Genomic DNA, 20,541 nt, shown 5'->3' with positions numbered 1-20,541 from the left:
TTAAGTTCAATATTCCGATGTGGATTTTAAGGTAGTTCCCTTAAATTGTTTTCAAATACAAATTTTGACAATTGTCTTCCCATTTTTTTTCCTTCGATTATATCTTGTCGAAAATGATAGCCTATATATATCCTGGAAAGCGAAATTTCATCTGCAAGTTGAGAAAAGCTTTTATAACTTCTTTTTGTTCCAGGCAGACTAATACTTTCAATGGTAAATGATTTTTTGTCTTTCCCGAAGAATAATTTGAACAACTCTGCAGCAGCTCCTCCGTTGGCAGCGTTGGAGGAAGGGTAAGACGGTGTTGGTGGTGTTACTCTTACCTCGGGCCGTTGAGGTATATTCCAGTTGGTGTCTCCGGCCGTGTTATTATTTCCGTCGTTCTCTCCTTCTCTAATCGCAGTTATGGGTCTCCAGCTATTGTAGTAATATTTGGCCTCAAAAATGCTTATGTGTGCATCGGCTTGAACCATATGGGTAAGGGCTAGAAGTCTGGCAGTCTCGAATCCGTTAAGTTTATCCCCGACTGCCAATAATCTGGCTATACGGTTCATGGCACTTGGAGAATTTTCAATAAAGAAGGCTCCTAGGTCTAATTGCTCCTGGGTTCGATCAGGGCAATCGTTGCATCCTAATAGCTTAACTTCATCATAATCGGAAGCATATTCCGGGGAAGTGATTGGATATGGTGGACCAGGTCTAAAGTGTTTCCCCGAAGTTATGCCAAATGGCTCAACATTTCCCCAATCTGGAGCATAAACGGCATTTGCTGGCCAAATGGGAAGATTGGCGATTGTCCATGGCATATAGGATCTATATTCCCCCGGCAGTGTCCCTTGAGTGGAAGCCGTAAACATGGGCCTTAAATCTTTTTGCCTTTTTTCCAAAATAGCGGCTGCTGCTTCTTTACCAATCTTAATTCCTTTTTCTTTGAATTCCGAGTCTTCAATTTTCGAGAGGCATTCAACTAAGAGATCATCGGCATTTAACTTCCAACCTGGAGCCACAATGACTAGTACGTCATGTGCAGCTTGTGCTACTGCCGCATCCGCGATTTGTACTATTTTTTTCTTTGGGATATCTTTAGGGTTCACCAGACTATTATCTAGGGCGTAGGGTTCATATTTAGGAACAATATTATTCAATGCGTCGTGTATGGCCAATGTTACCATTGCATATGCTCTTGATTCCGGAGGGGGTGGACTTAAATTATCAATGGCCAAACCAATGGCATTGTCCCATTTCAACACCATTTCATTGTTATATGATTTTATCATTCCATTATACATTAATTTCCAATCGGAAACAAGAATCGGATCTTCTTCAAAATTGTTGGTTTCGCAAGCAACGATTGCTAGAAACAACATTACAATGCGCCCAAAAAGCTTAACATTTTTTTTCATGACAGTATATTTTTAGGATTTCATGCTAAAAATATTGCATTTCGGGATTCAGAAATTTTAGGCATGATGTATAACCTATTTTATGGTAAGAAGGAAGTGTTTTGATCGACAAACGGAATCGATAATTCCATCTAAAAATGTTCCGATTTTAATATTGGTCACCTAGCGTTTCATTCATTTCATCATGGAAACCCAATAACAACACCTCCATGTTCCTGAAACATTACCCAATGACAAAAAGATTAGTCTAAGGAAAGTTATACGTCTTTTGATAAACTGCCTGGCATGTGGCGAGGTTCTCCGATAATTATACAGTAGGAATCAATAGTAGTTATAAGTCGTTTCTACGATATTTTGTGGAATTGGATATAATTCATACTGAATGGACACATCTGTAGAATATTCCTATGCAAACTTGTTAAGCAATTTGGGTCGGTTATCTTTTTGCGACCGGCCCAATTTCAAAGAAACAATAGGGTCGTGTTAAAGGCATTGTCGTTTTAAGAATCGTTCTTGGCTATGGCTATGGAGCTGGAGTCGTCACGGTTATAATCGTTATTTTCCTTGTTATCATTACGGTTTGTAATGTAGTCCAATGTGTTGGTTTTGTTTTTCCTTCGTATGAAGTGATACTATGTGAAATGAAAGCAAAAAAAATGGTGAAGGGTGAGGTCTATAATGGAAAGTTAAATTAAGAATACAAAATTGATGACAATTTCATAATAACACGATAGTAAGGTGTAACACCTAAAAAACACCATATCATGAAAAAGTTTCATTTGCCCGCAGCATTATTTTTTACGCTTATATTCCTTTCTTGTTTGGGACCAAAAACTGAAAACAATAATTTTAGTACCGATTCCGACTTCAGTTCCGGATCTGATTCAGGAAATGGGATTGCTTCCTTTTTTGGGAACGATTCAAAGTCCTATGAATTCAAGGATCCAAAATCGGGTTTTGTGGTTTCTAACATAGATTATCCTAGCGACTGGAAAGTTGTTTACAAGCCTCAATATGAGGTAGATCCCTTAATTCCCTTTTTCCTTTACCAGATTCAGGGACCATCCAACACCAAGATTTTTAATACACCGTTAAAAATGTTCTACGCTTCTCCCAATCCACAAATGGAGCAAAACATGCGAAACTCCGGTATGCAGAATGTACGATCATTGGTCCCTATTGAAGAAATCCTTGATAAAGAAATAAGGCCCATGATGACTACTAAAGGGTTTTCCTTTGAGAGGCAGAAGCCTTTACCTGAATTAGATCGTTTTTTTGCTCAAAAAGTCCATGAGTCTGCCCCACAGGCAGCAACAAAAGTTCTTACTACGGAATGGAAGGGAGCCAATAATCAAAAGGGTCTTGTTATTATATCCTACGTTCAAATGCAACAACCACTTTTCACTGGAGATGTGGCCAATATTTGGCTGTATACGACTGACTTCCTAATAGCCGATGATGAACGTTTTGAGAAGGTAATTGAAACCTTTGTAAACGCTAACATTCAAGCCAAGGAAAATTCTGAATGGAAGAACCATGTGGCAAGCATCAACAATAAAAGGCAGATGGAAAACAGAAGGCAGCGCCAATTGCAAATCGAAAATATGGACAATGCTACTAGGGCAATGGCTCAGACACATCAATATAAAATGAGGGATAGACAGGCAAGTTTTGATGCCCATCAAAAACGAATGGCAGATATGTCCGCTGCACGGGACGCTAGTCATGCGAATTTTATGAACAACAATTTTGGAAGTAATTCAACTTCAAGTTCCTATTCTGGCGGAGGTCAGCAAAGTTTTTTAAATATGATCAGCGAAGAGGAAACTGTTGCCCATCCCAACGGAAATACTTATCAAGTAGAAGCAGGTGCCAAAGAATATTGGATGGATGACAGCGGCAACTATATAAAAAGCAACGATTTGTTTTACGACCCCAATGCCGGCCTTGACAACAATACAGAATGGACGAAAGTCATGGATGATTATTGAACATTTTGCTGGAGTGATGACATTTTTAATTTGTATCGATATTCTTAAAATAATTAAACTAAATTCTTATGAAAACTACATTTAAAATTATTGCGATGTTTATGACTTTACTGGTCGTTGGTTGTTCCAGTGGCAGTGATGAGGACGAAACTGAAATTGACCTTTACGGAAATTGGTTCGGAGTCTATGATGGCGACGATTCAGGAACATTCGGTGTATATATTTATCCGGATGGTAAGGTTACTGGCTCTGCGACTTCATTCAATTTGCAGGGCACATTTTCTATAAATGGAAACACTGCGACCTCGGGAAAAATTACTGCCGTTATTGAAACAACGGGTGATGGCAGAAGTTTTACCGGTCAATTCTCTTCTGATTCGGGTTCAGGAACATGGAAAAGTGATCAGGAAGGGACCTCTGGCACTTGGCATACGACTAAAAAAGAATGAATCCTTAAGGACATTAACGGTTCTATTGTTTTCAATTTAGTTATATAGCCGATAATTAATCAAGAAGAAAACCACAAGGAAGGTGAATTACCATCCCTGTGGTTTTAATGAAAAAACTGAATTATAGTAATCAAATACCAAAATAAAACTCTTTAGAGCTATGAATTAGATCGTTTTAGCCCAATTTGTGCGGATGAATGGTTAAAATCTGTAAATTAACAGTGCTTTTTTAGCCACCAATGAACCAGACCAAAACCAATCCATTCCTCGCCCGAACGCAAGAAGAAACGTTCGCTGGCGTAATTCAAAACAACGACCTTGTTCTGAGATCGCTGTATGAAGGGGTATATCCGAAAGTAAGGCATTACATTTTACAGAATAATGGTTCGGATGACCAGGCCAAGGACACGTTCCAAGAAGCTTTTGTAACCACCTGGAAGAATATCAAGGATGGAAAACTTAAGAAAGATAATGGACTAAATATAGAAGCATACCTCTTTACTGTCGCAAAAAACAAATGGTTGGATTATTTGCGTTCTTCAAGGTATAAAAAAACGACAAGGGTTGACAAAGTAATTCATTTGCGGCCAGATGTGGAGGAGGAGGAAAGTGAACCTAGTCAAGGTCAGGATGAAATGATGGCCATGCAAAGGGCCTTTAAGCAATTGGGTGAAAAATGTAAAATGGTATTGAAACTGTTCTATTTTGAGAGAAAATCGATGGACGAAATTTCAAGTGAATTACAGATAACTTCGGCCTCGGTTCGAAATCAGAAGTACCGATGCATGGAAAAATTAAGGCTGTTGAGCCTAGAAATTAAAAGCAATGGATAAGTACCCCAAATACATATCACAGGAAAAACAGGAGCTTTTTGAAAGATACCTGCTGAACGAAATGGACAAAGCCGAACAACCCGCTTTCTTGGCAAAGTTGGATGCCGATGCTTCCCTTAAGGCTGAATTTAATGAATTCAAGAAACTATTTTCCGCCGTGGAAGAGACAAGTTTACACGAAAAGATGAACGAGTACCATAAAACTTTTGAAACTTATTCTTCTAAAGAGGCAACATCAAAAAAACGGTTTCCTTTCCGAATCAATTATGGTATTGCAGCCTCGGTCATTTTGTTACTTTCACTAGGGGGTATCTGGTATTTTAATGCCGGGAATAAAACTGAAAAACTCTTTGACGAATTCTATTCACCAGATCCTGGACTGCCCACCGTGATGGGCGATACTAACAATTATGACTTTTATGAGGCCATGGTAGCCTATAAACATGGGGATTATGACCAGGCCATTGAAAAATGGAAAAAATTATTGGTAACACAACAACAGAATGATACCCTGAATTATTTTCTGGCCTCCGCACAAATGGCCATAGGTGACGAAAAGACGGCCAATGCTGGTTTCTTAAAGGTCATTGCCAATAAAGGATCTGTTTTCGAAGATGAGGCCTATTTCTATTTGGGATTGCAGGCGCTTAAACGGGGAGCCATCCCGGAAGCCAAAAGTCTTTTGGAGCTTTCCAAAAAAGAAGCCAGTAAGGAGCTTTTAAACCAATTGCCCAATAAATGATACAACGGCTATCCTTTTCCTTGGTCTTGGCCCTGTTTGTTTTCTTAACAAATCAAACTGCTACGGCCCAGGAAAAAGGGGAGGCAATTGCTCGAATTAACGCTTTTATTTATTCGGACAGTATTGCACAGGCCTCAGCATTGTTGACGGAATCGATTAATACATCCCTTGCGGACGCAGATTTCGAAACCGCAGCGTCCTTTGTATATCCTCAAGGTAAAATTGAATTGTTGGGCAACAGTGCCACGGAGTTCACCAAAGCCATAGCCCTGTACCATCGGGTACAAAAATCAAATTCTCGAGAGGCAGAATATAAGGCAAGTATTGGAATGGCGTTATTGTATAACGATCACGGACGGGCCCAAATGGCCTATCATTTTGCCCAAAGTGCAAATAAATTGGCAAAAAGGCTCAAGGATGTTCAAATGCTACTGGAATCTGAATTCTATCTCAGTGAATTTGGAATGAAACGGGGAGATTTTAACCTTCTGGCAGATCACAATAACAATTCATTGCAGATTCTAAAGGCCAACCCGAAAATTGCTTTTGCCTTAGCTCCCAGAGTTTATAATTACAAGGCCTCCATCATGCATTTTACTTCAAAAGAAGATAGTGCCAACTATTATTTTAAGAAGGCCATTGATGCCTTGAAGGAATTGGAAAAGAATCCGGAGACAGAATATTATCTGCCAGCAACTATTTATGGGAACTGGGTCATGGTAAAACAATCTACGGGAGATTATGCCAAGGCTATGGAGCTTTCACTTGAAAGCGTCCGAAAGTTCCATTCATTTTTGGCCAATACCAATAACCATCCACTTACCTCTAGGGTTCATGGTAATCTATCCATTACCTACAGGAATATAGGAAGTTTATATAATGACATGGGCGATAAACAAAAGGCCAAGCAATTTGCCGGCATAGGATATAAACATGCAAAGGCCAATTTTTTACCCAATACGGTAAGTTATTTCACTGCTATGTTGATGATGGCGGAGGCCCATGTTTACACCTCTGAGCCAGAATCAGCTAAAATATATTTGGAAGAGGCGGAGGCCTCCTTAAAAACAATAGCAGGGAACAATTACCTTTGGCATGCCCAGTTTGAATCGGTTTACGGAGATTACTACGTAAAGCTCAAAGAGTACCAAAAGGCCATATCGTACTATCAAAAAGCCTTTGATAATTACGACTTAAGTCACCCCGATGGGTATGACCAAAATCAATTATACAATTTAATGAATTTGGCGAAGGCCTATGCAAATAACGGTGAATCCGAATTGGCCATAGAGACGGCATTGAAGGTCTATGAACACAACAAACGGGAATATGGGGAATTTGGGTTTTTGACCAATGAAGCCCTACTTTCTTTGGCTCAAGTGGCGTTTATCAACAAGGATTACGAAATGTCCTTGGCCTATACTCAAAAAAGCCTTGATCTTTATAAAAATAAAGAAGCGGCGGATAAGCTGAATAAACTTTATTTTGAAGGAAACAGGTCTTGGGTTATTTTACTTCATGTTAAATCGCAATATGAATTGTTAAGTGATAAGTCCGAAGCCTCTTTAAAACCTTTGGTTCTTGAATTGGATGAAGCCATCCAAGTTTTGGAAGAACGAAAATCATTTGTTGTCCACAATGACGAAATCAGTGATTTGATAGCCAGTAATACAGAGGTTTTCGACTTTGCAAAGAAATTGAACTCGGAGATTTATGATAAAACCAAAGATTCAAAATATCTGGAAAAGATTTTACAACTTCACGAATCTGCCATCTATAATAGAATCAGAACTCGCCTAAACCTTAAGAATCCTGAAATCTCAAATATTCCAGAAAATGTTAGACTACGAGAGATTGGATTGAAGGAAACAATCAATGAAATATTATTCAGTCCTGAATCCCACAATGGAATTGAAATAAATTCCTATACGGAACAAACGGAAGCCTGGAACCTGTTTTTGGATTCGCTTCGTACTTTCTATCCAGAATATTACAAAATGCGATATGCGTCCATTACAGAGGACATAACCGATCTGCAACAGAAAATTCCACAAGGCTCAACGCTGATACGCTATTTGTTTATTGAAGATCATTTGTATGCATTCATTATTGATGCCCATAACCAGGAACTGATTAAATTGGATTATAATGGAAATTTGGATCAGATTGGGGCATTGAATGCCGACAATGCCACAATAGATCAGGTATCGGATATGGCGATTTCCCTGTACAATGCTCTTTGGAAACCGTTTGCGTCTAAGATCAAAACCGAAAAGGTGATTATTTTCCCTGACCGGGAATTGTTCAATTTGAGCTTCGATCTATTAACACCCAACAAAATTGAATCGTTTAAAGAAATGGCAGCCCAGGGGCTTTTGGCCAAATATGATATTTCCTATAACTACAGCTTATTAATTCTAAAAAAAGATAGAAAATTACTCGAATTCGAAAAGGTTATGGTAGCCTACGCACCCGGTTTTAATTCTAAAATGAAGGCCGAATACCAGATAGCCATTACCGATTCCCTAGAGTTGGACCATACCTACCTGACCCTTTTGCCGCAACCTTTCAGTACTGATCTTGTCACGAAATTCACTAAAAAATTCCATGGTAGTTCATTTTTGAACAAAGATGCCTCTAAAAAGGTATTTGGTCGCACGGCCAAGGAACACAAGATTATCCACCTGGGCACCCATGCGGAATCAAATAATGTTAGTCCTGAATTGTCGAGATTGATTTTCGCGAAGAATGTTGGGGATTCCATCGATATAAATGATAATTATCTATACACCTATGAAATCTACGACCAAGACCTAAGTTCTAACCTAGCTATCTTAACGGCCTGTGAAACGGGCAAACCTACGTTGCAGGCTGGGGAAGGAATGATTTCCTTGGCCCACGCTTTTAATTATGCCGGAAGCGAGAGTATATTGACCAGTCTTTGGAGTATTGATGAACAGTCCAGTAACCAAATAATTGCCATATTTTATGAAAATTTGGCCAACGGAATTCATAAGGACAAGGCCTTGCGGAAGGCAAAACTTGAGTATCTGTCTACCGCTGAAGGGCGTACAGCACACCCAAAATATTGGGCCGGTCTGGTTCTGATGGGCGAAACGGCACCGCTTCAACTTTCCGGCTCTACAAATTGGATATGGTGGACTATTGGCATTGCAGTAGGTATTTTGGTATTATGGTTGATACTGAAAAATAAAAAAAGCCTTCCAAGAAAGGAAGGCCTTTGAACTAATACTAACCATGCACAACTAAATTACCCCTGTTTTATAGGGACATTGGGGTCATTGTCGTCCGGATCCTCCAGGACGGAGAACCCATCACCGTCCTTATCCTCGGCGCTTCCTCCACTACCAACGTACAGCTGAAAATTAATTGGCAAAAAGGTATCGAGTACTTGAGTGTCGAATTCGCCAGTAGGTGCTGCGGTAACGGAGATTGTAGAGAAGGTGCTTTCTGCAATATAAGTTGATCGGACCCATACTTGTCCGGTAATATTCCCAAAGCGCAACAAACGGGCAGTAAACGTCATTGGAATGCCTTCAAAGGTAGTATTTGATGTAGTAGTACAAAGAACTTCGGGCGTACCATTAAATCCATAATGGGCGAACATATTGTTGATCTCGTTAGCAATGATGGCCGTTGTGGATACAGTGCCAAAAACTCTGGTGTTCGGCACCCATCTATAGACTACATTATTATCGTTCCGTACAACGTTAACTCCCAGAGTAGCGGTGAGCGGATTGGTTACTTCAAAGGCGTTGAACCCCTGTGGAATGGTAAATCCAAGTAAGGGCAATTGACTATGGACAAATTGTTGTCCGGGATTTTTTAGTAATGGAACCTGTCTTAGGGGTGTTGGCAGGCCATGCGAGAAATCCCAATAAATTGCGGATGCACCTTGCACATTTGCACAAATTTGGGAGTTGGTCGTTTTAAGCGAAGAAGCTGATTCCTCCACTTCATCTTTGCTGCAAGAACTTGCAAGAATAAAGGCTGAAAAAAGTACTATAAGTTTAAAAGTCTTCATAATTAGGTGTTTTCTAAAGAATCGAAAAAATCTAAAAATGTCATCAAACTGGATATAAATTTTAAGAGTCCATAGATGGGAACCCGACCTAGCAGAAAAGTTTGCTGGCACACCTGTCTTCAAGTTTATTGGTCCCGTTAGAAGGATCAACAAGGGTCCTTGTCCCTAACGGCCCTACTATTTGGCTTAATACCGTACCCAAACCTTTCGGAATAGTTGTAGGTGAACTCGGCCCCGAAAAATAAGATGAGACAGGAGTAGGATACCCATAATAGTATTAATACAATAGTACCTGCCGCACCGTAGGTAGATCCTGGTTCTGCCTGTCCGAAATAATACCCCAAGGCCGATTTCCCCAAAACGAATAAGAGAGCCGTTAAAACGGCACCTATCTTCACCGTAGGCCATTTTACCTTGGCATCGGGCAGGTATTTGAACATTAGTCCAAAAAGAACCGATATTATGGCTATGGAAATCAGAAAATCAAAAGCATAGGCGGCGTAAAGTAACACATCGGGCAAAACCTCCCGAATAAAATCGTTAAGGATCGATATGGCTGCCGTAACTATGAAACTGATGAGCAATAGAAAACCTATAGCCAGAATAAAGGCAAAACTTAATACACGGTCTAAGATCACTTTTTTTATTTTCGCCTGCGGGTCCGATTTAATTCTCCAAATGGCGTTCAATGAAATTTTTAAGTGATACACTACTCCAGTAGCTGCAAAAAGAAGAATACCGATACCGATAATGGAGGATAAGGTACTTTTTTGTTCGCTCTGTGTTTCCTCTATCATAGCTTGGATAGATGTTGCAGCGTCACTACCCAGGGCCATGGAAAATTCTTCTGTAAGTTTTCCCTGTACTATTTCCGTTCCCCAAACTGCCCCAATAACATTTACTATAATGACCAAAAGGGCGGGGAGGGAGAGTATGGCGTAATAGGCTACCACTGCACTGGACCTAAAAGGGTCGTGGGACAACCATGACTTATACGTGTCAGCGATTAAGCTGGGTATGGCTTTGAAAGAAAATTTTTCGGAATTATCGTTGTCCATACTGTTTTGTTTTTAATTGTAGAAACCCGAAGGGTAACTTAATCCAAAATCTTTGAATTTCTTGACGTTAATCCATTCAATTTTAATCCAATTTATTGGAGGCCTTAATGTCAATAGCGGAAATCTTTGGTAGGCGTTACGTTTATAGGGTCTTAAAGAACAATGATTTACAAGTAGTGCTTGTACAGTTTAGATTTTGAATAGGTGTTGATTGCATTAATAAATTTAGCTATTGAATTACAGTTGGTTATTGGATTGGAATAACTTTAAATTATATAGAATAATATGGGCAGCCTCCGCTGAATCTATTTTCTGTTCATAAACTTTAATCACTAAAACTTGAAATTATGAGAAGTATACTTTGGTTAATCGCTGTAATTTGTATCGTTATCTGGATCTTGGGCTTCTTTGGCATAGTGGCCGGAATGGGGACCAGTAACTTGATCCATATTCTTTTGGTAATCGCTATTATCGCCGTTCTTTATAATATTATATCGGGACGTAAGCCTCTTTAATATTTTGCAATTTAAATAGCTTGGAGCTCATTGTGCGTATATTGTAAGTTCCCAATTTTATATCCAATAATGCAAAAGCTGAACTGGAGACCATTTTAGGGAACAGTCGGATTATGTATTTATCAGAATAGTAATCTTGGGATTTTTTTAGAATGTATTATACTATGGATTTCTAGGCCCATTGTAATTTAAGGTATTCACTGTAATGATCATATAGAAGATAATAAACACATAAAATAACTTTTAAATATATATTGACCTTATTTAATTGGGCAATCCTACTATGACGCATATCAATCCTAAAATAATTCGACAAATATTTAGCTTACTCCTTATTATTATGTTGGGAGGCCTAATATTTCAGGCGATACTTCCTTATTTTTCCGGTGTTTTGGGAGCCATAACCATTTATGTGCTTTTGCGTGCACCCATGTCCAAGCTTGTAAAAAAAGGGTGGCCTCCAAATTTGGCTGCCGTTGTTTTACTTATAGGATCATTCGTTTGTATTTTGTTACCTGTTTCCGGAATTGTCCTTATGTTGGGAAATAAGGTGGAGAGTGCCATTCAAAATTCGGAAAAAGTAATTTCTGCTGTGGAATCCCAACTCGCAACTTTGGAGAGTAAATTCGGATATGATTTTACTTCCCAAATTGATCCCAGTGGGGTGTCTACATGGCTTTCCAACAACCTTCAAGGCCTGGCAGGTGGAACCTTTAATGTTTTTATTGCTGTTGGTATCATGTATTTTATGCTTTTTTATATGCTGACCAATCGTCGGGAATTACAAGAGTCCTTATTTAGGTATATTCCAATTAGCCAGGAAAATCTAAAAATTATCAGCGATGAAATTGGGACAATGGTACGTTCCAACGCTCTGGGAATCCCTTTGGTGGCCCTGGCACAAGGGATAATTGCGCTAATTGGGTTTTTAATATTTGGGGTTCAAGCTCCGTTCTTCTGGGCTGTTATAGTTACCATTGGTTCTATGGTGCCCTTCATTGGGGCGTTGTTAGGGATATTACCTGTATTTATTCTTTCTTTTGCTGAAGGCAACAATTTTCAGGCTTGGGGAGTTCTGCTTTATGGTCTCATCGTTGTTGGGTCTACCGATAATTTGTTCAGGCTCTATGTACTTAAAAAGTTGGATAACGTACACCCCTTAATTACATTGATCGGAGTAATTGTTGGTGTGCCCATTTTTGGATTTATAGGACTGATATTTGGTCCCCTGCTTATTAGTCTTTTCCTGATTATTGTGCGAATGTACAAAAAGGAATACGCTAAGGACAATACGGATAAGCTATAAGTGCTGTTTTAATTAGGTCTTTTTTTAACAGTTAACAACTTTCTTTGCTACTAGCCTTTTTTTTGCGTTAGGCCTGTCTGCGGTGGGCAGGGACCGCCTAAATAATTAAGCAAAACCTTACTGAAATACAGATTCTCCTAATTTTTAATATTGGCCCTTGCCAAGGTTTAGGCATGATTCATTACTACTCTTCATAAAAAAACAACCCCTACAAGATTGTAAGGGTTGTTGCAATAAGATTTCAACTTATAAGTTCGACTCTATAGATTGTCGATCTCTTCTTTTAATTGCTCTTTTCTCTTTCCGGTTTTTTCTTGTAACCGGCCTAAGAATTCGTCGAACTTACCTTCTGAATAAGTTAGGTCGTTGTCGGTTAGATCACCGTATTTCTGTTTAAACTTACCTTTGACCTGTTTCCATTTTCCTTCTAATTGATCACTGTTCATAGTATTTTTATTTAAGGTCTGCAATAAAAAGCAGACAGGTTAATAATTTATCTTAATTAAAATTAGCCCTAAATATCGATGGTCAATAGTTCAAAAGATTGAATTTTTGATCCATTTGATTGATAATGAAAACTTTATGATTTCTTTAATATAACAATGTGGCTTCTTAAGCTTTAGGAACTGTTAAAAGGGATATCCGATGGCAAAATTGAAGATGAGATTGTTGCTGCCACCATCCAAGAATGGGGTCCTGATGCGCTCCCCCTCCGGTAGGTAGGGAATTTGTAAGGGAGAAGCAAGATCAAATCGTATTACAAAACTTTGGATATCTACCCTAAGGCCCAAACCCACGCCAATCCCCAATTCCTTGGCCCAATTGGAGCTAAATTTTCCTTTGGCAAGCAATTCTTCGTTGAACTCGCGACTCTCTGCAGGTTCGTCCTCTGGAATCTCTATTTCATTGGTAAGCCAAACGTTTCCGGCATCGGCAAAAATAGCTCCTTTAAAATAGGACCATATTGGAAATCTGTATTCCAGATTGGCTTCCAATTTTAGATTACCAGATTGGTCGAAAAACGAAGAGGTGCCATCTTCCACTGAATTGAAGGTGCCAGGTCCTAGCGATCTAATATTAAATGCCCTTACACTGTAGGGTCCGCCAGAAAAAAATTGTTTTACAAAGGGTAGGGTAGTGGAGTTTCCAAAAGGAATACCCCATCCACTATAAAGTCGGGCCACCAAAGCCTGTTCTTTTTCCCATTTTATATAATACCTCAAATCAATATCGGCTTTGGCATATTGGGCGTATTCAAGTCCAAAGATGCTGGTCTTTGAACCGCTAAGGAGATTTAAAGTATTTCCGGCAATATCCAAACTTGTAGAGACGAAAAATGGATTTCTTTTATTGGGGTCTACCAATTCGTTGTAGGTAAAAGTATAATTTAATCCAGCAATAAACTGCTGTTCAAAGCTTTGTCTTAGAAACGGATTTTTTTCCAAAATGGCCGTAAATTCTTCAGAGGTATTGGAAAGATTTACATAATTTACATTAATTGGGTTGAGTTCGTGGTAAGCAAATTTATTGGCATTCCATGTATACCCAAAGGAGGTATTGAACGAGCTTAGGGTATATAATTTGCTCCTTTTTAGGAAATCGGTTCCCAAGCTAATTTTCGTCTTGGGTACGGCGTATTTAAATTTTTTAGGGGAAAAGGGAATGAGTCTAGGGATGATCAGATCCGTTTTTAGTCCTCCGGCTATACTACTGAGGCCAGTGTTCTTTCCTCCTGAAAGCTGGGTCTCATAGGCAAAGTTACCGGTAATGCCAAAGGTCTCGCCCCCCTTGAACAAATTTCGGTTATTGTAGGTGACGGCTACCCCCGGACCGGCAAAACCATTGGATTTGGTTACGGCCTGCAATTCTGCACGTACAGACCTCTTGGTCAGGGGCGAAAGGTATACGTCCGCGGACAAAGATCCTACACTATCGGTAGCCGTGGTGTCTTTTTCATTGAATCTAATGTTCACGAATTTATAGGTACCTAAAGAGGATAGGCGATTGCTTGTTAGGCGGGCCGTTCTTGAATTATATTTTTGACCTGGCCCGAAAAGGAGGTAAGGTTCCAGTTTTTTTGGTTTAAAAAATTCTTCTTTCTGAAAAAAGCTTATACCGTTGATCGTTGTGGCTCTGGGAGGAGTAAGGGTATCCGTATTGATTGAATAGTTCGGGAATACGGAAATGGAATCAATGGTATAGGGAATAAGGGACTTTTTGGGAACATTTTTTTTAAGCCTCAAAAAAAGATCGAACTTCTTGTTGTCATAGCGATTGGTATCGACTTCAAAAATCAAAAAATCTGGATTAAAATTGTAATAACCTTTTTGCTTTAGTTCCTGATCTATACGTTCCCTCTCGTATTTCATAAGCTCTAGGTCGAACCGTTGTCCAAGCTTTATTTCTGTTCTGGTCAGGGCCTTGGATATATCTTTATAAATTGGCAGGGAATCTTTATGCAGCTTAAATTGTTCAAGGGTATAGGGTTGTTGGAGCTCCGCATGGTACCTAAGGGCCGCATGTTTTTGGGTACTGTCTATTTCTGACGATACTTTGCTGTAAAAAAATCCACGATTGTCCAAACGGTTCAACATGAGTTGCTCTATACGTTGTGGATTTACATCGGATAAATATATTGGTTCTTCTCCAAATTTTTTATTGAGCCATCGGTTTAGAAAACCTGGGTTTTTCTTCTGGGATTTATAATGGAAGTACAGCCCTGGCCTTAGCCCCAGAATTTTGGAATTGGGTTCTGGTTCCAGAAGGGTATGCAGTTCTTGGGAGACCTTTTTGGTCTTCCCTATTTCTTTATTGGCTGCAATGCTGATCTCGGAACCTGTATATAAGGATTCCCCATTTGGTATAAATTTACTTACACCGCAGGAGTATAGGCTAGCTAGTATTAGCAGTATCAGCGCATAGTAATATGTTTTGGTTGCCATCAAAATCCTATTCATTTTTTTTGATCTCCCTTCTCCTTGTCATCTGTTGTACCTGTTTCTTTCAGGGGATTGAATAACTGACTGAATTTATTGAATTCCCTGTTGAAAATTAGGGCTATTCCCGTGACGATCAATTGACCGTCTATAATATTTTCGTACTCGTTCTTTCTAAAACCCCTAAGCCTATAGCGGCCATCTTTGGTAAGTAAATACTCTAGGCTTACGTTCCCAATAATCGGGGTTTCATCTTGACCGGGCTGCGCACTTCCTTCCACATCCACAGCACTGCCGGCAGTAACCACCAACCTATCATCGAACAATTTTTTCTTGGCATTGATGTTCAATTGGGTGCGATCCTGTGGACTATCTCCTTGATAATCTGTAAAACTGTCCAGGTCAAAATCGACCTCAAATCCTGATTTTCCAAAAACCTTATCAGAAAAGGCATTGATCTGTCCAGATAGCACCTTGTTTACATTGTCCCTTGCAATGGCTGCCGTACCGCCCATACTTCCATCACTGCCAGAATCGGGATAAAATCTATTAAGTGCCAACAAGGAAAACACTTGTTTGTTCAACTCTGCCTCTTGTTGGTTCAACTGTTGAACCCTACCGTAAACAGCCCCTCCAAGGGAACCCTGTTCGTCTTCGGGCATATCCAGCCTAAAGGACAATTTTGGCTGCAACAATTCGCCATCAACATTAAGGTATACCAAAAAGGGTAGTACTTGGCGGTATTTGTTGATAACACTTATATCTTCACCGGAAATAACGGACGACATCAGTGGTGTTGCGGAAGTTTCCACCTCATACACTGCCGTCACGTTCAGTTTTGCATCCGTTGGGTCGCCCTGCCAGACAATGGTACTTCCCGGGTTGATTTCAAATCTTCGCTTTACCAGATTGTATAAAGAGGTCTCATAATGCCCAGAATTTAGTTCGTATCGGCCGGTGAGATTTGTTGAGCCATTAGGTTTTATATTGAGATTTAGCGTTGCGTTACCAGATACTTTAAGGTTATCACCGGTACGTTCATCAATGATGATGTTAAAATCCGAATCGTCCGCGATTTCCAGAATAACATTGACATCCATGCCGGAAAAAAAAGCGGGGGTTTCTTCCTGGTCATTTCTGGTAAGAATGGCATCGGGGTTTTCACGGTTAACAAAAAGGACCACTCCTTCACGCTCCTGCACATCCAACTGCTCTTTGGGGACTACATAGGTAATATCGGTTATTTTACGGACTCTGATTCTCCCTTCTATTATTGGGAGCTTTAAATAGCCTTTGACACTCAAGTCCAGATCAAAACTTGACTTGCCATAGAACAATTCGTTGTCGTCCTTTGTGGAGTTTAGGGCTTGAAACTGTTCGGCATTTAGACTGATGTCGAATTTTGGATTTGTTAATTCTTCAGTGCCAATGGAACCGTTCATTTTAAAGTTGCTGCCATTGGCGTCCGTAATCTGAAAATTGTCCAAATAAATTCCTTTGTTATCAATTTTAAGGGTTTCATCGGAAATCCTGAATACGGAATTCAAAGTTGCCACATTAAAATCGACGTCGTGAAAATTAACAGAACCAGAATATATGGGGGAAGTAGTTGTCCCGGAAACATCAATATTTCCGGATAGCGTTCCATGAGAATCTTTCAAATTTCCTTGGGAGAATTTTTCTATAAACTGGAGGTCTATCCTATTTAGATCCATATCCAAATTTAGTTGTGCACCAGTTTCGGATGCGGCATAATCCCCGTTAAGGTCAATATCTGCGCCACCGCCTTTTAAAGCTAGATTAAAATCGTAGGTTCCATTTGTTTTGGAATTGGCATTCAAACTTAGATTGCCAAGGGCATGTTCCAAAATTTCTAAATCGGTTACATTAAAATCTGCCACAATCCCAGTGGCTCCAAATAGATTTTCAAGGGTAAAATCCCCGTTCACTATTCCTGAAGCCAAAGGCCTATCTGGGTTTAGCATGCCTATAAAGGTCTGTAGTTTAAATTGCTCGAAGGTTAGCCTAAGAGGTTTTTCCTCCGTTTCGGAAGATACACTTACAAGACTCAATTTTTGTAAATTTCTTTCCAAGGTTACCTTATTGAATTCCAAAAAGTTTTCTGCTATGGATATTTGATTGTCTTCTGGAATAGTCCATTCTTTTTTATTAAATATTAATTCCAAGGGATCGATATGGAGTAAGGTGGTATCCTTGGCCAAGGTCATTTCGGAAGCAATGTGCGTTATTTTTTCATTTCCATCATAAGAACTGAAATCCAGTAATAATTGCCTATTGTCCAACCTGCCCTCCAAAGAGGTTCTTCCAAGGTCTACCGGATCGGCCAGGAGGTTGGCCAGTCCTGCCTTAAAATTGAGATTCGTGGCATCTCCGTTTATAGAAAAGCTTAAACTATCAAGTGTCATTCCATTATATCTGGCATAGGGTATTTGTAAGTCCGACACCAAGGTTCTATTGGCCGCATCAAAACTGGCGTGTGCACTTATAGAGTCCAATTGTTCAAGATCTTTTAGAAATACCTCAGTGAGAATGGAATTCGGAATCAATTTTAAATCCATTTTTAGTTTTAAGGTATCGGCAGCGGAGGTAGGTACTATAGAATCTTGAAAATAATTTTTAAAGTATTGTTTTAAGGAAGTGTTTATGCCTTGGGGAGAACCATTGGAATATAAGTTCCCAGTCAGAAAATCACTTATTATTGCAATCTCCGTATTCAGGGTATCGATTTTGGATTTAATCTCCATTTCACCCATTTGGTATTGTTGCCCATCATATACGGCAACCCCATTTTTCACTAAAGCATTCAATGAAAAGTCTTTTGGATTACCGGTAAAATCGGCTTCCATTTCCAGCCCTGCCTTTATATTTTCTGTGGTAACCCCAAGGGCTTGAAGGTCTGCACCAATGACATTTAGATTTAGGCCATATTTTGAATTGGAGGAATCCAGATCCACAACTGTTTGGGAAGTGAAATTTAGATTCTCATCCTTGAAATTGAGGTTTATGTTGCCTTTTCCGTTACGGATTTTCCCATTGAGATCCAGATTGGCAAAATCGTAATTTTTGTAGGTAAGTTGGTCGAATTTGGAATCCATTTCAGCATTCAAGGTATTGAGGCTGCTACCGCTTCCGGATGCATTTATGGTGAATGCCATGGTGCCCAGTTGATCATTTTTTAGCAACTTGCCCAATTGTAGATCGCTTACTTGCAGGCTTCCGCTGAAGTTTATCGTATCCAAGTTGGAATAGTTTCCCGTGATTTGGGCAGTGCCTTCTGGAATTTTTACAAGCGCCTCTCCTGAGACGTTTTTTAAACCGCCCTGTGCCCGGGCCTCGACCAAAATAGTCTGGGGCAGGGACATGTTCAGGTCCTTTTCGGTTACAAATAACTGTAGGTCGGCAATGGTGGAGGTAGCTTTTAAAGTTGAAATATCAAAAGAAAGTGAATCGGACTCAGTAAGCTGGAATAGATGGCCTTCACCTGTCAAGGTAGTGTTGCTCCAATTTAAATTTAATTTAGGCAGGTTCAAATCATTTATTGTCCCCTGTATATTTAAATTTCCAATAATAGGATGTTGTTGGCCAATGGTAAAATATTCATTTTCTGCTAGCGCAGGCTGAAAATAGAGGGCGTCCTGAAGTGCCAGTTTTATCTCTTTCAATTGCAGTTCTACCTTGGTATTCCCCGGGAAATCTATCAGTTTTTGAATTGAGGGATAATCCAATGTGAACTCTCCATTTAAAACACTTGAAGCAGTCTGCATTTTTAATTCGGAAATGGATGCCGAGGTATCATTTAAACTTGCGTGCATGGCCAATTGGTTTAGAACGAAGCCACTTTTTTCCATGAATAAAAACCGGTCTATATTTAGACTGGCATTTTTAGGTTGATAGTTGAGGTCTGTTGCGTTCAAAGTAAGATTGGATAGCGCTACATTGTTGGGGTTGAAGTGCCCTGCCTCTGATGTAGCGTTATTTAACCGGTATTGGACGGAATTGTTTTCGAGCGAAATTTTATTTGCCACTAATGCGAAATCGGGCCACGAAAAGTCTGACTTTTTTATGGCGATCGCCGAAGAATCTGTAACCTCCAGATTATCTTTTTGGAGTTGTAGGGAGAAGTCCGAGTTTTTTAGGGAGAGCAATTCAATTTCCACCTCGTTTTTTGTGAGATCGGCTTTGGGGAGGTCCAATCTAAATTCTCCCAATCTTACCGCTGCTATTACATTGTCTGGAATGGAATTGTAATCTAATAAAATATTGTTGAAATTAAGTTCGTTGACCACCAAGAAGGGGAGTTTAGTTTCGGGATTGTCCTGGGGTGCAAAAGGTTTGCTTTGTTTGTATTGGATTTTGGTATCCGATAGTGCCACTTCGTCCAACTCATAATGCATGGTTTCAAGATCGGTCTTATTGGCATTTAAATATAGGGTACCCATGTCCAGTTTGGCCTCTAAACCCGAAACCCTATCATTATAGGATATTTTAAAGTCGGAAAAATCAAGAGTCCCTATTTTTACCTTCATAGGTGCGGTATTGGACTGTTGGGAAATGGTATCTTCCGTGGCCAAGGCATCTATGAGAAATTGGTAATTAAATTTCTCCGAATCCGATTTTCGTTCAATCTGAGCGCGTAAACCTTCCCATTTAAGGGACTTTAAATTCAGTTCATTTTGGAATAGCAAGGTTCTAAGAGGTATATTGGCCTCCATGGTTTTGGAATACAGTAGGGTATCCCCCTTTTTATCCTCCAGATATAATCCTTCCAAAAAAGCGTTTCCTGAAAAAGTTATAAAAAGCTGGTCTATTTCAACTTTGGTATTGGTCCTGCTGGATATGTAATTTGTTGCTTTGTTTACTATGAAATTCTGGGCCCATGGGCTTCTAATAATAAGTACCAATACGATAAAAAGCAAAGCAAATACCAAAACAACTTTGGCGGCCCTCCTAAAAAATCGATATTTTGACTTGGTTGATTTCATAATTTGTACACCAAAGATCATCATTAGTGGAATAGGAAATGCGCTTTTACGATACTTATGCTAACTTATTAAATAAAATATACGGGTAAAGGGAATTTGTACAAATATATTGGTCAATAATTGTGGGGTTTTGTTAGAAGCTAAAGGTGTATTGGGGCAAAATTGGAATTTTTTGAGCCTTGGTTTTTGAGGAAAAGGACCTATTCTTGTAATTAAAATGCAGGTGTAGAAATTATAAAATATATTTGCGGGCATGGAGC

At 39.5% G+C, this 20,541-nt stretch carries 13 protein-coding genes; 7 read left to right on the top strand and 6 right to left on the bottom strand.

Annotated features, from left to right (window positions below; all coding sequences use genetic code 11):
• Positions 1 to 26: 26 nt before the first annotated feature.
• Positions 27 to 1,403 (bottom strand): vanadium-dependent haloperoxidase, encoded by a 1,377-nt coding sequence (locus tag MWU82_RS16495; protein ID WP_247097225.1) that lies wholly within the window; start codon positions 1,401 to 1,403, stop codon positions 27 to 29.
• A 764-nt stretch (positions 1,404 to 2,167) separates the two neighbouring features.
• Here MWU82_RS16495 and MWU82_RS16490 point away from each other — a divergent pair.
• From MWU82_RS16490 to MWU82_RS16470, 5 genes are all read left to right on the top strand, one after another.
• On the top strand, positions 2,168 to 3,394 hold the full coding sequence (locus MWU82_RS16490; RefSeq protein ID WP_247097224.1) for a hypothetical protein: 1,227 nt from the start codon (positions 2,168 to 2,170) through the stop codon (positions 3,392 to 3,394).
• A gap of 68 nt (positions 3,395 to 3,462) precedes the next feature.
• A complete protein-coding gene (locus tag MWU82_RS16485; RefSeq protein ID WP_111622102.1) occupies positions 3,463 to 3,843 on the top strand; it encodes a hypothetical protein in 381 nt (126 codons plus the stop codon).
• Positions 3,844 to 4,082: 239 nt separating this feature from the next.
• Positions 4,083 to 4,676, top strand: coding sequence for a sigma-70 family RNA polymerase sigma factor (locus tag MWU82_RS16480; protein WP_247097223.1), 594 nt, complete (start codon positions 4,083 to 4,085; stop codon positions 4,674 to 4,676).
• Entirely contained in the window at positions 4,669 to 5,418 is a 750-nt protein-coding gene (locus tag MWU82_RS16475) for a hypothetical protein (protein ID WP_247097222.1), read from the top strand. The genes MWU82_RS16480 and MWU82_RS16475 overlap by 8 nt, the downstream gene beginning before the upstream one ends.
• On the top strand, positions 5,415 to 8,663 hold the full coding sequence (locus MWU82_RS16470) for a CHAT domain-containing protein (RefSeq protein WP_247097221.1): 3,249 nt from the start codon (positions 5,415 to 5,417) through the stop codon (positions 8,661 to 8,663). The genes MWU82_RS16475 and MWU82_RS16470 overlap by 4 nt, the downstream gene beginning before the upstream one ends.
• Positions 8,664 to 8,689: 26 nt before the next feature.
• On the opposite strand, the gene MWU82_RS16465 is transcribed toward MWU82_RS16470, so the two are convergent.
• Positions 8,690 to 9,463, bottom strand: coding sequence for a hypothetical protein (locus MWU82_RS16465; protein WP_247097220.1), 774 nt, complete (start codon positions 9,461 to 9,463; stop codon positions 8,690 to 8,692).
• Positions 9,464 to 9,609: 146 nt separating this feature from the next.
• Positions 9,610 to 10,521, bottom strand: coding sequence for a YihY/virulence factor BrkB family protein (locus MWU82_RS16460; RefSeq protein WP_215946690.1), 912 nt, complete (start codon positions 10,519 to 10,521; stop codon positions 9,610 to 9,612).
• 347 nt (positions 10,522 to 10,868) lie between these two features.
• On the opposite strand from MWU82_RS16460, the gene MWU82_RS16455 reads away from it, so the two are divergent.
• Entirely contained in the window at positions 10,869 to 11,036 is a 168-nt protein-coding gene (locus MWU82_RS16455) for a lmo0937 family membrane protein (RefSeq protein ID WP_247097219.1), read from the top strand.
• A gap of 283 nt (positions 11,037 to 11,319) precedes the next feature.
• Positions 11,320 to 12,342 carry an AI-2E family transporter gene (locus MWU82_RS16450; protein WP_247097218.1) on the top strand — a complete coding sequence of 341 codons (1,023 nt, stop codon included), beginning with the start codon at positions 11,320 to 11,322 and terminating at the stop codon, positions 12,340 to 12,342.
• 260 nt (positions 12,343 to 12,602) lie between these two features.
• On the opposite strand, the gene MWU82_RS16445 is transcribed toward MWU82_RS16450, so the two are convergent.
• The 3 genes from MWU82_RS16445 to MWU82_RS16435 form a co-directional block, all read right to left on the bottom strand.
• The gene (locus MWU82_RS16445) at positions 12,603 to 12,788 is read right to left on the bottom strand and encodes a CsbD family protein (RefSeq protein ID WP_111622110.1); all 186 of its coding nucleotides are present in this window, start codon (positions 12,786 to 12,788) and stop codon (positions 12,603 to 12,605) included.
• A 183-nt stretch (positions 12,789 to 12,971) separates the two neighbouring features.
• Positions 12,972 to 15,299 carry a BamA/TamA family outer membrane protein gene (locus MWU82_RS16440; protein WP_247097217.1) on the bottom strand — a complete coding sequence of 776 codons (2,328 nt, stop codon included), beginning with the start codon at positions 15,297 to 15,299 and terminating at the stop codon, positions 12,972 to 12,974.
• Positions 15,296 to 20,281: a translocation/assembly module TamB domain-containing protein gene (locus tag MWU82_RS16435; RefSeq protein WP_247097216.1), complete on the bottom strand. Its 4,986-nt coding sequence runs from the start codon at positions 20,279 to 20,281 to the stop codon at positions 15,296 to 15,298. The genes MWU82_RS16440 and MWU82_RS16435 overlap by 4 nt, the downstream gene beginning before the upstream one ends.
• Positions 20,282 to 20,541: the final 260 nt, after the last annotated feature.

This window comes from Arenibacter sp. S6351L (genome assembly GCF_023016025.1).
Taxonomy (GTDB): Bacteria; Bacteroidota; Bacteroidia; order Flavobacteriales; family Flavobacteriaceae; genus Arenibacter; species Arenibacter algicola_B.
The sequence above is the reverse complement of the archived record's forward strand: the minus strand, read 5'-3'. Positions and strand labels throughout refer to the sequence as shown.

Excerpts from the sequence above, each read along its gene's own strand:
- MWU82_RS16455 (WP_247097219.1), top strand. The coding sequence starts at position 10,869 with ATGAGAAGTATACTTTGGTTAATCGCTGTAATTTGTATCGTTATCTGG.
- MWU82_RS16470 (WP_247097221.1), top strand. The coding sequence starts at position 5,415 with ATGATACAACGGCTATCCTTTTCCTTGGTCTTGGCCCTGTTTGTTTTC.
- MWU82_RS16485 (WP_111622102.1), top strand. The coding sequence starts at position 3,463 with ATGAAAACTACATTTAAAATTATTGCGATGTTTATGACTTTACTGGTC.
- MWU82_RS16450 (WP_247097218.1), top strand. The coding sequence starts at position 11,320 with ATGACGCATATCAATCCTAAAATAATTCGACAAATATTTAGCTTACTC.
- MWU82_RS16495 (WP_247097225.1), bottom strand. The coding sequence starts at position 1,403 with ATGAAAAAAAATGTTAAGCTTTTTGGGCGCATTGTAATGTTGTTTCTA.
- MWU82_RS16465 (WP_247097220.1), bottom strand. The coding sequence starts at position 9,463 with ATGAAGACTTTTAAACTTATAGTACTTTTTTCAGCCTTTATTCTTGCA.
- MWU82_RS16475 (WP_247097222.1), top strand. The coding sequence starts at position 4,669 with ATGGATAAGTACCCCAAATACATATCACAGGAAAAACAGGAGCTTTTT.
- MWU82_RS16435 (WP_247097216.1), bottom strand. The coding sequence starts at position 20,281 with ATGAAATCAACCAAGTCAAAATATCGATTTTTTAGGAGGGCCGCCAAA.
- MWU82_RS16480 (WP_247097223.1), top strand. The coding sequence starts at position 4,083 with ATGAACCAGACCAAAACCAATCCATTCCTCGCCCGAACGCAAGAAGAA.
- MWU82_RS16445 (WP_111622110.1), bottom strand. The coding sequence starts at position 12,788 with ATGAACAGTGATCAATTAGAAGGAAAATGGAAACAGGTCAAAGGTAAG.
- MWU82_RS16490 (WP_247097224.1), top strand. The coding sequence starts at position 2,168 with ATGAAAAAGTTTCATTTGCCCGCAGCATTATTTTTTACGCTTATATTC.
- MWU82_RS16440 (WP_247097217.1), bottom strand. The coding sequence starts at position 15,299 with ATGAATAGGATTTTGATGGCAACCAAAACATATTACTATGCGCTGATA.
- MWU82_RS16460 (WP_215946690.1), bottom strand. The coding sequence starts at position 10,521 with ATGGACAACGATAATTCCGAAAAATTTTCTTTCAAAGCCATACCCAGC.